A 13,240-nucleotide genomic window follows, 5' to 3' on the forward strand; every position below is an offset into this window, starting at 1 on the left:
CAACCTTTTCGGCGGGTCCGGCGCTAGAATAGCGGGACCGTTGACGACAAAGGGACAAGGTTATCATGCGTACGTTAAATCGCTTGCTGCTGGTCGGTCTGATTGCTGCCTCACCGTTGGCCGCGATGGCGGCGGATGATGCGCCGTCAAAGGAGCCGGAAGTTACCATTAACACGCACACGGAAGGCGACAAGGTTATCCAGGAATACAGTCGCAGTGGTTTCGTCTATGCGATCAAGGTCACGCCAAAGGGTGGCAAACCGTATTTCCTGGTGCGCGCCGATGGTACGGACGCGAACTACATTCGCTCCGACCAGCCGGATATGCTGATTCCGTCGTGGGAAATCTTTACCTGGAAGTAAGTTTCCTGACTTTTAATCGGCGCTACGCGGTCGTGGCGCCTGAACTGAGCAGTTTTTAACCATGTCTGTGTTCACTCCCCTGGCTCGGCCCGAGCTGGAAACTTTTCTCGCCCCTTACGGGCTTGGCCGTCTGCTTGATTTCCAGGGGATCGCCGCCGGCAGCGAAAACACCAATTTCTTTATCAGCCTGGAGCAGGGCGAATTCGTCCTGACTCTGGTCGAGCGTGGCCCGGTGCAGGAGATGCCGTTTTTCATCGACCTGCTCGACGTGCTGCACGAAGCCGACTTGCCGGTGCCGTACGCACTGCGCACCACCGACGGCGTGGCGTTGCGTGATCTGAAAGGCAAACCGGCACTGCTGCAACCGCGACTGTCCGGCAAGCACATCAAAGTCGCCAATGCCCAGCATTGCGCGCAGGTCGGCGAGTTGCAGGCGCATCTGCACCTGGCGACCCAGGGCGAGCGCATGATCAAGCGCAAGACTGATCGTGGCCTCGACTGGATGCTGGAGGAGGGCAACGAGTTGCTCTCGCACCTGAGCGATGAACCGCGCGCGTTGCTGCAAAAGGCGCTGGATGAAATCACCGAGCGCAAAGAGAAGATTCTCGCGCTGCCTCGGGCCAACATTCATGCCGACCTGTTTCGCGATAACGCGATGTTCGAAGGTACGCACCTGACCGGGCTGATCGACTTCTACAACGCCTGCTCGGGGCCGATGCTGTATGACGTGGCGATTGCGTTGAACGACTGGTGTTCGGACGAGGACGGTCTGATCGATGGGCCGCGAGCCCGCGCATTCCTTGGTGCCTATGCGGCGCTGCGACCGTTTACGGCGGCGGAGGCCGAGTTGTGGCCGACCATGCTGCGCGTGGCCTGCGTGCGGTTCTGGCTGTCGCGGTTGATCGCGGCGGAGCAGTTCGCCGGGCAGGACGTGTTGATTCACGATCCGAAAGAGTTTGAGCAGCGTTTGGCGCAGCGGCAGCAGGTACACGCACCGCTACCTTTCGCCCTTTAAGATCAAAAGATCGCAGCCTTCGGCAGCTCCTACAGGGTGTACATCAATCCCATGTAGGAGCTGCCGAAGGCTGCGATCTTTTTCTATGGGGCTACAGAGATTCCAGGCATCCCGCCAAATCATTGCCCAACTTTTCCAGCACCTGCTCATACCCCTGAGCCGTCGCCGGGGTGTACCCGCCCAGCGCATCCAGCTCCGCCAGTTTCACTGGCAAACCCGCCACCAGCGTCTCCGCCAGACGCGGACGCAATGGCGGCTCACTGAACACACACGTCTTGCCCACTTCCTGCAAACGCTTGCGCATCGCCGCGACATGTTGCGCGCCCGGCTGCACTTCGGCGGCCACGCTGAACACCCCGGTATGCTTCAGGCCATAAGCCTCTTCAAAGTAATCAAAGGCCTCATGAAAGACAAAGTAGGGCTTGCCTTCAACGCTGGTCAAACGCTTCTTCAAACGCTGATCCAGTGCATCGAGACGCTCGTCGAATGCTTTGGCATTGCTCTGATAGCGCTCGGCATTCGCCGGGTCAGCGGCGCTGAGGTCAGCCGCCATCTTGTCGGCAATCACCCGCGCGTTGACCGGCGATAGCCACAAATGCGCATCCAGCGTGCCCGGACGATGATCGTGATCATGCTCGTCGGCCTCTTCGGCGTGGGAGTGGCTGTCTTCAGCGAAACGGCGCAGCTTCATCCCCGGCAGATCCTGCACGGCGACGCTCGGCAGCGTACGACCATTCAGCACGCGCGGCAGGAAACCCTCCATGTCCGGACCGATCCAGTACAGCAGATCCACCGATTGCACCTTCCGTACGTCGGATGGTCGCAGCGCGTAATTGTGTGGCGAAGCACCCGGCGGCAGCAGCACTTCGGGAATCGCCACGCCGTCCTGCACGGCCGCGGCAATCAGCTGCAACGGTTTGATGCTGGTGAGGACTTTGACCTCGGCCTGGGCCGAACCGATCAGCAGAAAACTGGCGACAAAAGCCACAAAAACAGAAAAAAGTCGGGACACGATGACCACTCAAGGAGGCGAGAACGGGTAACATAATAACGTCTCTATCAAAACTCGTCGCCGCCCATGCCTATTACACCGATTGCCAGCCGTCCCCACGACCACTCACATTGCGTGCACAGCGCTTTGTCCGAGGCCGATACCTTGTGCGCCCAGAAAGGCTTGCGCCTGACCGCGTTGCGCCGCCGGGTGCTGGAATTGGTGTGGCAGAGCCACAAGCCGCTGGGCGCCTACGACATTCTCGCCGTGCTCAGCGAGCAGGACGGCCGCCGCGCCGCGCCGCCGACCGTGTACCGCGCGCTGGATTTCCTGCTGGAAAACGGCCTGGTGCACCGCATCTCCTCGCTCAACGCCTTCGTTGGCTGCGTACACCCGGAACACGCGCATCAGGGCCAGTTCCTGATCTGCCGCGATTGCCACGCTGCCATCGAACTTGAGCAAAAAGTGATCAGCGACGCGATCATCAACAGCGCCAAAGACGTCGGTTTCATCGTCGAAGCGCAGACCGTCGAAGTCGTCGGCCTGTGCTCAGGTTGCCAGGGGGCTTGATGAGCAATGCGCTGATCCGTCTGGAACAGGTCGCCGTCACGTTTGCCGGGCAGGCTGTGCTGGACAACATCGAGCTGAGCGTCGAGCCGGGGCAGATTGTCACCCTGATCGGTCCTAACGGCGCCGGCAAAACCACGCTGGTGCGCGCCGTGCTCGGGCTGTTGAAACCGGACAGCGGCAGCGTCTGGCGCAAGCCGAAACTGCGCGTCGGCTACATGCCGCAAAAACTCCACGTCGATCCAACCTTGCCGCTTTCAGTGCTGCGCTTTCTGCGTCTGGTGCCGGGCGTTGACCGTCCGCGAGCGTTGGCCGCGTTGAAAGAAGTCGGCGCCGAGCATGTCATCGACAGCCCGGTGCAAAGCGTTTCCGGCGGTGAAATGCAGCGTGTGCTGCTGGCGCGAGCGTTGCTGCGCGAGCCGGAACTGCTGGTGCTCGACGAGCCGGTGCAAGGCGTCGACGTCGCCGGCCAGGCCGAGTTGTACAGCCTGATCACCCGTCTGCGCGACCGCCATGGCTGCGGCGTGTTGATGGTGTCCCACGATTTGCATCTGGTGATGAGCACCACCGACCAAGTGGTCTGCCTCAACCGTCATGTCTGCTGTTCCGGGCATCCCGAGCAGGTCAGCGGCGATCCTGCGTTCGTCGAGCTGTTCGGCAAGAACGCGCAGAGCCTGGCGGTTTATCACCACCATCACGACCACGCTCACGACCTGCACGGTTCGGTGGTCAAAGGGCCGGTTACTGGCCAACCCCACGTTCACGGAGACAACTGCAAGCATGGCTGATTTTCTGTTGTATGCCCTGCTTGCAGGTCTGGCGCTGGCGCTGGTGGCCGGGCCGCTCGGTTCCTTCGTGGTCTGGCGGCGCATGGCCTATTTCGGCGATACCCTGTCCCACGCCGCGCTGCTCGGCGTGGCTTTGGGCTTTTTGCTGGATGTCAGCCCGACCGTCGCAGTCACTGTAGGCTGTCTGTTGCTGGCGGTGCTGCTGGTCACGTTGCAACAGCGCCAACCGCTGGCGTCCGACACGCTTTTGGGAATTCTCGCACCGAGCACGCTCTCTCTCGGCCTGGTGGTACTAAGCTTCATGCATGAAGTGCGGATCGACCTGATGGCCTATCTGTTCGGCGACCTGCTGGCGATCAGCCCGACCGATCTAGCGTGGATTCTCGGCGGAAGCGCGGCGGTGCTGGTGTTGCTGGTGACGCTGTGGCGGCCATTGCTGGCGATCACCGTGCACGAAGAGCTGGCCAAAGTTGAAGGCCTGCCAGTCGCTGGCCTGCGCATGGCGCTGATGTTGTTGATTGCGGTGGTGATCGCGGTGGCGATGAAAATCGTCGGGGTGCTGCTGATTACCTCGCTGTTGATCATCCCGGCGGCTGCGGCACAGCGTCACGCCCGTTCGCCGGAGCAGATGGCACTGGGCGCAAGCCTGCTAGGCATGCTCGCGGTGTGTGGCGGGCTGGCGTTGTCGTGGTTCAAGGACACCCCGGCGGGGCCGTCAATCGTTGTGACGGCGGCCGCACTGTTTCTGCTGAGTTTTGTTCTGCCCCGTCGTGGGGTGTAGACTTGGCCGCTTTTTGCGCAAATAGAGAGTCGCAGGAATGAAGCCGTTCGCCTCCCGTTATCTGCTCCTTGTCGCATTTTCAGTGCTGCTGGGCGCCTGCCAAAGCACGCCGCCGGTGGCCGAAGTCCCCGATGCGCGGGCTACGGCCATCGCACAGCTGGAGCAAAGTCTGGCCAGCAGCGAACTGGCCACTGCCGAAGATCAATTGGCTGCTTTGCAGAAAGACACCCCAAACGATCAGTCCCTTGAGCAATACCAGCGGCAGCTTGCCGAAGCGTATCTGCGCCGCAGCCAGATCGTGCTGCAGAAGGGGGATGTGAATGCAGCGGCTACGGCGTTGAGCCGTGCTCGCGCGTTGATGCCGAAAGCACCGGCGCTGACCGGTGGCGTGAATGGCGCCATCACCGAAGCGCGCAAGGCTGAGCTGGAAAAGGCTGAGGCTGCATTGCTGGCCGCCGAGGCCAAGCCGAAAGCTAAAGTGATTGATCCGACCGCTGAGAGCACTACGGTTGCGCTGAACATCACCGATAGCCGCAAACTTCGTCGTCAACTCGACGCGATCGCCGCTGATGTGGTGAATTACGAGTGTGGGGTGACGATTCAGGCGCCACGGACGAATGATTATCCATGGTTGGCGACGTTGCTGACCAAACGGGTCAAGAAACTGAATCCGGATTTTGAACTGAAAATTGAGAAGCAGATTGTGCGCACCGTACCGGCGCAGATGGTTTTGAGCCCGCGTAAACCCTAAAAGGCTTCGCGAGCAAGCTCGCTCCAACATTGGGATTTTTTGTGAACACAAATCTTGTGATCGACAAAAATCCACTGTGGGAGCGAGCTTGCTCGCGAAAGCGTCCTTTCAGCAAACGAAGATCTTAAGCCGGAATGGCTTTCGCCTTAGGCTCCCGCTCCCAAACCCGATGCTGCCCGATCGCCGCAAAGAATGGTTTGGTCAACGCCGGCACATCCTTGCCCTGCAGCAATCCAGCATCCACCTCCAGCTTCAGCAAATCCTGCAACTGCTTAGCCTCGCCGTGCAACGCAATCGCCTTCAAATGCTTGTACGCCTCCAGCAGGTAATGCAAGGCCACGCCATCGCCGCTCAGTGCTTTGACCGACGCCGCGCCACCCGGCACGAACACCGCATCGAAAATCACTGACGGCATGCCTTCCATCGAGGCATCCACTGGCAACGTTTTGCCGTCAGCGGTCTTCACCGGCGCTGAAGTTGGGCCGAGCAACTTGGCATGCGCACCTTCAGCGGCCAATGCCTTCTTCATTGCATCAATCGCCGCACCATCGACGCCGTTGGCAGCAAGAATCGCCACTTTTCGGGTTTTGATGTTTTCTGGCAGCAAATTAGCCTGACTCAATGACGGCGAGTGATCGAAAGACACCTTGCGCGTATCCACCGTGCCTTTGGTAGGCGCAGGCAGACCCAGATTAGCCGCCACACGCTTGGCCAATTCCAGATCGATGTTGGCCAGAATCTCGTTCACTTCCCGCGCACGGATGAACTCACGCTCAACCTTGCCCAGCTCGAAGCTGTAAGCGGCAATGATGTGCTCCTTCTCGTGATCGCTCATGCTGTTGAAGAACAACGTCGCCTGGGAGAAGTGATCGCTGAACGACTCGCTGCGCTGGCGGATCTTGTTGGCATCGATTCGTTCCGGATAGCTCTCGAAACCACCGTCCTGCGCGGCCGGCGGAGTTTCTTTGGGCCAGCCACCATCAATCGAGTTCGGCTCATACGAGGCGCGGCCCTTGTCGATCACCGTGCGGTGCTGCGCATCGCGCTGGCCATTGTGGAACGGCGCGACCGGGCGGTTGATCGGCAGCTCATGAAAATTCGGCCCGCCGAGTCGGCTGATTTGCGTATCGGTGTAGGAAAACAGCCGGCCTTGCAGCAGCGGGTCATTGGAGAAGTCGATGCCCGGCACGATGTGGCCAGGGCAGAACGCGACCTGCTCGGTCTCGGCAAAGAAGTTGTCCGGGTTGCGGTTCAGGGTCATCTTGCCCAGCGGCGTGATCGGCACGATTTCTTCGGGGATCAGCTTGGTCGGGTCGAGGATATCGAAATCGAAGTCGTGCTCGTTTTCCTCCTCAATAATCTGTACGCCGAGTTCCCATTCCGGGTAATCGCCCATCTCGATCGCTTCCCAGAGGTCGCGACGGTGGTAGTCGGTGTCTTTACCGGCGAGCTTCTGCGCCTCGTCCCAGACCAGCGAGCACGTGCCGGCAGTAGGGCGCCAGTGGAATTTGACGAAGCGCGATTTGCCCTCGGCGTTGATCAGGCGGAAGGTGTGCACGCCGAAGCCCTGCATGCTGCGCAGGCTTTTCGGGATCGCCCGGTCGGACATTGCCCAGATGACCATGTGTGCCGATTCCGGCACCAAGGACACAAAGTCCCAGAACGTATCGTGCGCCGAGCCACCGGTAGGAATTTCATTGTGCGGCTCGGGCTTCACCGCGTGGACGAAGTCGGGAAACTTGATCGCGTCCTGAATGAAAAACACCGGCATGTTGTTGCCGACCAGATCGAAGTTGCCTTCATCGGTGAAGAATTTCACCGCGAAACCGCGTACGTCACGCACGGTGTCGCCGGAACCACGCGGCCCCTGCACCGTGGAAAAGCGCACGAATACCGGCGTCTTTTTCCCCGGATCCTGTAGGAAGCCGGCCTTGGTCAGTGTCGAGTGGTTCTCGTAAGCCTGAAAGAAACCATGCGCGCCGGTTCCGCGTGCGTGAACGATGCGCTCCGGGATCCGCTCATGGTCAAAATGCGTGATCTTTTCCCGCATGATGAAGTCTTCAAGCAGCGACGGCCCGCGCGGGCCGGCCTTGAGGGTGTTCTGGTTGTCGGCGATCTTCACGCCTTGGTTGGTGCGCAGCGCCTGGCCGGTGGCATCGGAGCGGAATTTTTCCAGGCTATCGAGTTTGGCGTTGGTGTTGGCACGATCCGGGGCATCGGTTCCGGCCATCTGGCTTTTATCGGACGTAGGCTTCTTGCTCATCAGTCGTAAACTCCTCGGTTGACCCCGATCCTGGCCGGGGACTCTTGAGTGGTTCCCGGGCACGGCACCCAGGGTTTTCAAGTCGCTTACTTAGTGACTGATGGGCTGCTTTGGACGTTCCTTTTTTATGACCTTTGATCTTGTTATTGCCAAATCGAAGGTTAATTGCGAAATAAATGCTAAGAACCTCTATACGGACAGGCTAAAATGCGCGCCCGGCTAACCGCTGATCCTTTTCTAACGCGCCCCACAAGGTTCGCTACGTGATCGAGTTTCAAAACGTCCATAAGACTTACCGCGTCGCCGGTAAGGATATTCCCGCGCTGCACCCGACCAGTCTCTCTATCGAGAACGGGCAAGTGTTCGGCTTGATCGGTCATTCCGGCGCGGGCAAAAGTACCCTGCTGCGTCTGATCAATCGCCTGGAGAACTCCAGCGGCGGCAAGATCATCGTCGACGGCGAAGAAGTCACCGCGCTGGACGCCAACGGCCTGCGCCGTTTCCGTCAGCAAGTCGGGATGATCTTCCAGCACTTCAACCTGCTCGCCTCCAAGACCGTGGCCGACAACGTTGCGTTGCCGCTGACCCTGGCCGGCGAACTGTCGGGCAGCGAGATCGACAAGCGTGTCGCCGAGTTGCTGGCGCGGGTCGGTCTGTCCGACCACGCCAAGAAGTATCCGGCGCAATTGTCCGGCGGCCAGAAGCAGCGCGTCGGCATCGCCCGCGCCCTGGCAACCAAGCCGAAGATTCTGCTGTGCGACGAGGCCACCAGTGCCCTCGACCCGCAGACCACCGCGTCGGTTCTGCAACTGCTGGCCGAGATCAACCGCGAACTGAAACTGACCATCGTCCTGATCACTCACGAAATGGATGTCATCCGTCGCGTCTGCGATCAAGTGGCGGTGATGGACGCCGGCGTGATCGTCGAGCAAGGTTCGGTGGCCGATGTGTTCCTGCATCCCAAGCACCCGACCACCAAGCGTTTTGTTCAGGAAAGCGAGCAGATCGACGAAAGCGAGCAGCGTGATGACTTCGCTCACGTGCCGGGCCGCATCGTACGTCTGACTTTCCAGGGCGAAGCGACCTATGCGCCGCTGCTCGGTACCGTCGCCCGGGAGACCGGCGTCGACTACAGCATTCTTGCCGGTCGTATCGACCGCATCAAAGACATTCCGTACGGGCAATTGACCCTCGCCGTCACCGGTGGCGACATGGAAGCGGCCTTCGCCCGCTTCACCGCCGCTGACGTTCACATGGAGGTATTGCGCTAATGGAAGACCTGATCAGTTTCTTCACCAACATCGACTGGTACGAAATCTGGCTGGCCACCGGCGACACCATGCTGATGCTCGGCGGTTCGCTGCTGTTCACTGTGTTGCTCGGCCTGCCGCTGGGCGTGTTGCTGTTCCTCTGCAGCCCGCGTCAGTTGCTGGAAAACCGTGGCCTCTATGCGTTCATGTCGCTGGCGGTGAACATCCTGCGTTCGCTGCCGTTCATTATTCTGTTGATCGTGATGATCCCGTTCACCGTGCTGATTACCGGTACGTCGCTGGGCGTGGCCGGTGCGATTCCGCCGTTGGTAGTCGGTGCGACACCGTTCTTCGCGCGTCTGGTGGAAACCGCGCTGCGTGAAGTCGATCGCGGCATCATCGAAGCGACCCAGTCGATGGGCGCGACCACGCGGCAGATCATCATGAACGCCCTGCTGCCGGAGGCCCGTCCGGGCATCTTCGCGGCGATTACGGTGACGGCGATTACACTGGTGTCCTACACGGCGATGGCCGGTGTGGTCGGCGCCGGTGGTCTGGGTGACCTGGCGATCCGTTTCGGTTACCAGCGTTTCCAGACCGACGTGATGATCGTCACCGTGGTGTTGCTGCTGATTCTGGTGCAAGTGCTGCAGATGGTCGGTGATCGACTGGTCGTGCATTTTTCGCGCAAATAACCGGTTTTGTAATCAAGAGATGAGCCGGCCATTCGCTGGCAGGCGCCAGACGGGCGCTTTGAAAAGGAGTTAGCTGAATGAAAAAACTGATCGCTGCTTTTGCTGCCGTTGCAGCATTCTCGGCCCACGCCGAAACCCTGACCGTGGCCGCCACCCCGGTGCCACACGCAGAAATCCTCGAGTTCGTGAAACCAGCCTTGGCCAAAGAAGGCGTGGAGCTGAAGGTCAAGGTCTTCACCGACTACATTCAGCCGAACGTACAGGTCGCGGAAAAGCGTCTGGACGCCAACTTCTTCCAGCACCAGCCGTACCTCGATGAGTTCAACAAGGCCAAGGGCACCAGTCTGGTTGCCGTGACCGGTGTACACCTGGAGCCGCTGGGCGCTTATTCGAGCAAGCTCAAGGATCTGAAGGATCTGCCAAGCGGTGCCAACGTGGTGATCCCGAACGACGCTACCAACGGTGGCCGTGCGCTGTTGCTGCTGGCCAAGGCTGGCGTGATCACGCTGAAGGATCCGACCAACATCCTGTCGACCGTCAAAGACATCGCGCAAAACCCGAAAGACCTGAAGATCCGTGAACTGGAAGCCGCGACCATCCCGCGCGTGCTGACCCAGGTCGATCTGGCGCTGATCAACACCAACTACGCGCTGGAAGCCAAGCTCGATCCGTCCAAGGATGCGCTGGTGATCGAAGGTAACGACTCGCCGTACGTGAACATCCTCGTGTCCCGCGCGGACAACAAGGATAGCGATGCGATGCAGAAACTCGCTGCTGCGCTGCACAGCCCGGAAGTGAAGAAATTCATTACCGAGAAGTACAAAGGCGCGGTATTGCCGGCGTTCTGATTCAGGAATGCTGCAACGAAAAGGGGACGCCATGCGCGTCCCCTTTTTTGTGTCTTGTGTTTGGCTTGCGACCTGCTGTGAAGCTTCCCCTCACCCCAGCCCTCTCCCAGAGGGAGAGGGGGCCGACCGAGGTATCTGGCGTCATACATCGACCTGAAAGATCGAGTCGATTATGGATTCGGCACAGCACATCGACCTGACCGATCTTGGCGATTATGGATTCAAAGCATCACGTTCAATTCGGTGCAGCTCCCCCATATTCCCCAATCAGTCCCCTCTCCCTTTGGGAGAGGGCTAGGGTGAGGGGCTCTTGGCTTTTAAACTGTCACTTACGGTTAAGCATCACCGGCAGCTGCGCCACCAGTTTGGTGTTATTCAGCGGCGCCCGAATAAACCCACGCTGCGTCCCGTCCGGCCCGATCACCGCCAGATTGCCGCTATGGTCAACGGTGTAATTCGGCTTGCTCGTATCCGCCGGAATAAACGGAATACTCACCGCATTCGCCACCTTCTGCAGCTCTTCAATCGAGGTCGGCGTCAGGCCAACAAACTGCGGATCAAAGTAGCCCAGATACTGCTTCAACTGCTTCGGGTTATCGCGGTTCGGGTCAACGCTGACCAGCACGATCTGCAACTTGTCCACAGCGTCCTTCGGCAGTTCACTCTTGATCTGCCGCAGCTGCGCCAGCGTGGTCGGGCAAATGTCCGGGCAGAAGGTGTAGCCGAAGAACAACAGACTCCACTTACCTTTGAGCTCATTGATCGCCACCGGTTTGCCGTCCTGATCGGTCATCGTCACGTCCGGCAAATTACGGCTTTGCGGCAGCAGAATGATGCCGGCGTCGATCAGCGCAGTCGGGTCGCCCTGGCCCTTGCCGCTCAGCACTTTGTTGACGGTAAGTCCCAGGATCAGCGCGATCACGGCGACGAGGATGAAGACGGTTTTCTGGGTTCGAGTCATAGGTTCAACAGTAAGTAGTGGTCTACGAGCAGGGCGATGAACAGTAGAAACAAGTACCAAATAGAGTACTTGAAGGTGTTGATCGCCGCGTGCGGCCGAGTGCCACGGTACAGCACCACGGCCCATTGCAGAAACCTTGCGCCCAGACCGAGGGCGCAAATCAGGTAGAGCACACCGCTCATGTGGATCACGTACGGCAACAGACTCACCGCCAGCAGCGCGAAGGTGTACAGCAGAATGTGCACCTTGGTGTAGTGCTCGCCGTGGGTGACCGGCAGCATCGGGATGTCGGCCTTGGCGTATTCCTCTTTGCGATGGATCGCCAACGCCCAGAAGTGCGGCGGCGTCCAGGCGAAGATGATCAGCACCAGCAACAACGGTTCGGCGCTGACATGGCCGGTGGCGGCGGTCCAGCCCAGCAGCGGCGGTGCGGCGCCGGCGAGGCCACCGATGACGATATTCTGCGGCGTCGCGCGTTTGAGGAAACCGGTGTAGATCACCGCATAACCGAGCAGCGAAGCGAGGGTCAGCCAAGCGGTCAGCGGATTGGTGAAGGTCAGCAACATGGCCTGACCAAGTAGCGCCAGCACCAGCGCAAACGTCAGTGCCGCCGCCGGCGAAACCCGTCCTTCAGCGAGTGGTCGTTTGTGCGTACGCGCCATCACCGCATCGATGCGCCGATCGACCACATGATTGACCGCCGCCGCGCCGCCGGCACACAACGCAATACCCAGATTGCCGAACACCAGCACCGTCCACGGCACCCCGGCGCGGGTCGCGAGGAACATGCCGACCAGCGAGGTGATCAGCATCAGCACCACGACTTTCGGTTTGGTCAGTTCCAGATAATCACGCCAGATCGCCTGATGCGGACGTTCGCCAATCAGAATCGCCACGGCGTTTCTCCTTTTATGGTGATGGGCGCGGCTGCGTGTTTACGCGGGCTCAGGCGCCAACGCGCGAGCACCGGTTGTTTGACCCGGACCAGGCTGGTGCGCGCGTGGTAATTGACCAGCACCATGGTCAGCAACAACGCGGCACCGCCAGCGTTGTGCGCGACAGCGACCGGCAGCGGCAGATGGAACAGCACGTTGCTGATGCCGAGGGTGATTTGTGCGGCGAGGGCGACGAGGACCAATCCGGCCAGCCGCGTCATGCCGACCACTTTCAATTGCCACGCCAGACCGAGCAAAACCAAGGTCACCAACAACGCGCCGATGCGATGAGTCAGGTGAATCGCCGTACGCGCATCGCTGTCGAGTTGTCCGCCCAGGTAATTCGGGCCGATGTGTTGAGTCAGGTGAAAGCCATTGGCGAAATCCGCTGGCGGCAACCATTGCCCGTGGCAGGTCGGAAAATCGATGCACGCCACCGCCGCGTAGTTGGAACTGACCCAGCCACCCAGTGCGATCTGACCAATCACCAGCAACAGTCCCGCCGTCGCCCAATACTGCAAACGCTTGGGCACGGTCAGCGCCGGCAGCACGCCGGACAGTCGCAAGGTCAGCAAAAACAACAGACTCAAGGTCGCAAAACCACCGAGCAAATGCCCGGTGACCACTTGCGGCCAGAGTTTGAGCGTCACCGTCCACATGCCGAACGCCGCTTGTGCGAACACCACCGCGAGCAGAAACAACGGCAGCTTCAACGGCTGCCCCGGATGACGCCGGTTGACCCACGCCCGCCCGGCCAGAATCGAAATCAGCAGGCCGAGGGTGCCGGCGAAGTAGCGGTGGATCATCTCGTTCCAGCCCTTGTGCGCTTCCACTGGCGAATCGGGATAATGCAGTTCGGCATGGGCCAGTTGGGCTTCGCTTTTCGGCACGCTGATAAAACCGTAGCAGCCCGGCCAGTCCGGACAGCCGAGGCCGGCGTGGGTCAGGCGCGTATAGGCGCCGAGCAGCACCACAATCAGTGCCAGCAGGGTGGCAAACAGCGCGAGGCGAAATCCAGGTTTGGCCATGACGA

General features: G+C 60.0%; 14 protein-coding genes. 9 read left to right on the forward strand and 5 right to left on the reverse strand.

Annotation, left to right across the window (positions count from 1 at the left end; translation table 11 throughout):
• Positions 1–65 precede the first annotated feature (65 nt).
• Both GTU76_RS04220 and GTU76_RS04225 read left to right on the forward strand, forming a co-directional pair.
• Complete coding sequence (locus GTU76_RS04220) at positions 66–362, forward strand: DUF2782 domain-containing protein (protein ID WP_093429504.1); 297 nt, start codon at positions 66–68, stop codon at positions 360–362.
• Positions 363–423: 61 nt separating this feature from the next.
• Positions 424–1,377, forward strand: a complete 954-nt coding sequence (locus GTU76_RS04225; RefSeq protein WP_180698123.1) for a homoserine kinase — start codon at positions 424–426, stop codon at positions 1,375–1,377.
• A 91-nt stretch (positions 1,378–1,468) separates the two neighbouring features.
• On the opposite strand, the gene GTU76_RS04230 is transcribed toward GTU76_RS04225, so the two are convergent.
• Positions 1,469–2,389, reverse strand: coding sequence for a metal ABC transporter solute-binding protein, Zn/Mn family (locus tag GTU76_RS04230; protein ID WP_180698124.1), 921 nt, complete (start codon positions 2,387–2,389; stop codon positions 1,469–1,471).
• A 66-nt stretch (positions 2,390–2,455) separates the two neighbouring features.
• Here GTU76_RS04230 and GTU76_RS04235 point away from each other — a divergent pair, with 66 nt between their 5' ends.
• From GTU76_RS04235 to GTU76_RS04250, 4 genes are read left to right on the forward strand one after another with little or no spacing between them, the layout of a single operon-like run.
• Entirely contained in the window at positions 2,456–2,938 is a 483-nt protein-coding gene (locus GTU76_RS04235) for a Fur family transcriptional regulator (RefSeq protein WP_007911760.1), read from the forward strand.
• On the forward strand, positions 2,938–3,723 hold the full coding sequence (gene znuC / locus GTU76_RS04240; RefSeq protein ID WP_016986449.1) for a zinc ABC transporter ATP-binding protein ZnuC: 786 nt from the start codon (positions 2,938–2,940) through the stop codon (positions 3,721–3,723). The genes GTU76_RS04235 and znuC overlap by 1 nt, the downstream gene beginning before the upstream one ends.
• The gene (znuB, locus tag GTU76_RS04245; RefSeq protein ID WP_016986450.1) at positions 3,716–4,504 is read left to right on the forward strand and encodes a zinc ABC transporter permease subunit ZnuB; all 789 of its coding nucleotides are present in this window, start codon (positions 3,716–3,718) and stop codon (positions 4,502–4,504) included. Before znuC ends, znuB begins: the two co-directional genes overlap by 8 nt.
• Before the next feature lie 37 nt (positions 4,505–4,541).
• Positions 4,542–5,255 carry a PA5502 family lipoprotein gene (locus GTU76_RS04250; protein ID WP_016986451.1) on the forward strand — a complete coding sequence of 238 codons (714 nt, stop codon included), beginning with the start codon at positions 4,542–4,544 and terminating at the stop codon, positions 5,253–5,255.
• A 124-nt stretch (positions 5,256–5,379) separates the two neighbouring features.
• Here the strand turns inward: GTU76_RS04250 and katE are convergent, their stop codons facing one another.
• Entirely contained in the window at positions 5,380–7,521 is a 2,142-nt protein-coding gene (gene katE, locus GTU76_RS04255) for a catalase HPII (RefSeq protein ID WP_026000698.1), read from the reverse strand.
• Positions 7,522–7,781: 260 nt separating this feature from the next.
• On the opposite strand from katE, the gene GTU76_RS04260 reads away from it, so the two are divergent.
• From GTU76_RS04260 to GTU76_RS04270, 3 genes are all read left to right on the forward strand, one after another.
• A complete protein-coding gene (locus GTU76_RS04260) occupies positions 7,782–8,789 on the forward strand; it encodes a methionine ABC transporter ATP-binding protein (RefSeq protein WP_016986453.1) in 1,008 nt (335 codons plus the stop codon).
• On the forward strand, positions 8,789–9,463 hold the full coding sequence (locus tag GTU76_RS04265) for a methionine ABC transporter permease (protein WP_016986455.1): 675 nt from the start codon (positions 8,789–8,791) through the stop codon (positions 9,461–9,463). The genes GTU76_RS04260 and GTU76_RS04265 overlap by 1 nt, the downstream gene beginning before the upstream one ends.
• Positions 9,464–9,540: 77 nt before the next feature.
• Positions 9,541–10,311, forward strand: coding sequence for a MetQ/NlpA family ABC transporter substrate-binding protein (locus tag GTU76_RS04270; protein WP_180698125.1), 771 nt, complete (start codon positions 9,541–9,543; stop codon positions 10,309–10,311).
• A 325-nt stretch (positions 10,312–10,636) separates the two neighbouring features.
• Here the strand turns inward: GTU76_RS04270 and GTU76_RS04275 are convergent, their stop codons facing one another.
• The 3 genes from GTU76_RS04275 to GTU76_RS04285 are packed head-to-tail and all read right to left on the reverse strand — an operon-like array spanning position 10,637 to position 13,235.
• Positions 10,637–11,272 (reverse strand): SCO family protein, encoded by a 636-nt coding sequence (locus GTU76_RS04275; protein ID WP_016986457.1) that lies wholly within the window; start codon positions 11,270–11,272, stop codon positions 10,637–10,639.
• A complete protein-coding gene (gene cyoE, locus GTU76_RS04280; RefSeq protein WP_016986458.1) occupies positions 11,269–12,168 on the reverse strand; it encodes a heme o synthase in 900 nt (299 codons plus the stop codon). Before cyoE ends, GTU76_RS04275 begins: the two co-directional genes overlap by 4 nt.
• The gene (locus tag GTU76_RS04285) at positions 12,156–13,235 is read right to left on the reverse strand and encodes a COX15/CtaA family protein (RefSeq protein WP_160037667.1); all 1,080 of its coding nucleotides are present in this window, start codon (positions 13,233–13,235) and stop codon (positions 12,156–12,158) included. Before GTU76_RS04285 ends, cyoE begins: the two co-directional genes overlap by 13 nt.
• Positions 13,236–13,240: the final 5 nt, after the last annotated feature.

The organism is Pseudomonas crudilactis, from assembly GCF_013433315.1.
Taxonomy (GTDB): domain Bacteria; phylum Pseudomonadota; class Gammaproteobacteria; order Pseudomonadales; family Pseudomonadaceae; genus Aquipseudomonas; species Aquipseudomonas crudilactis.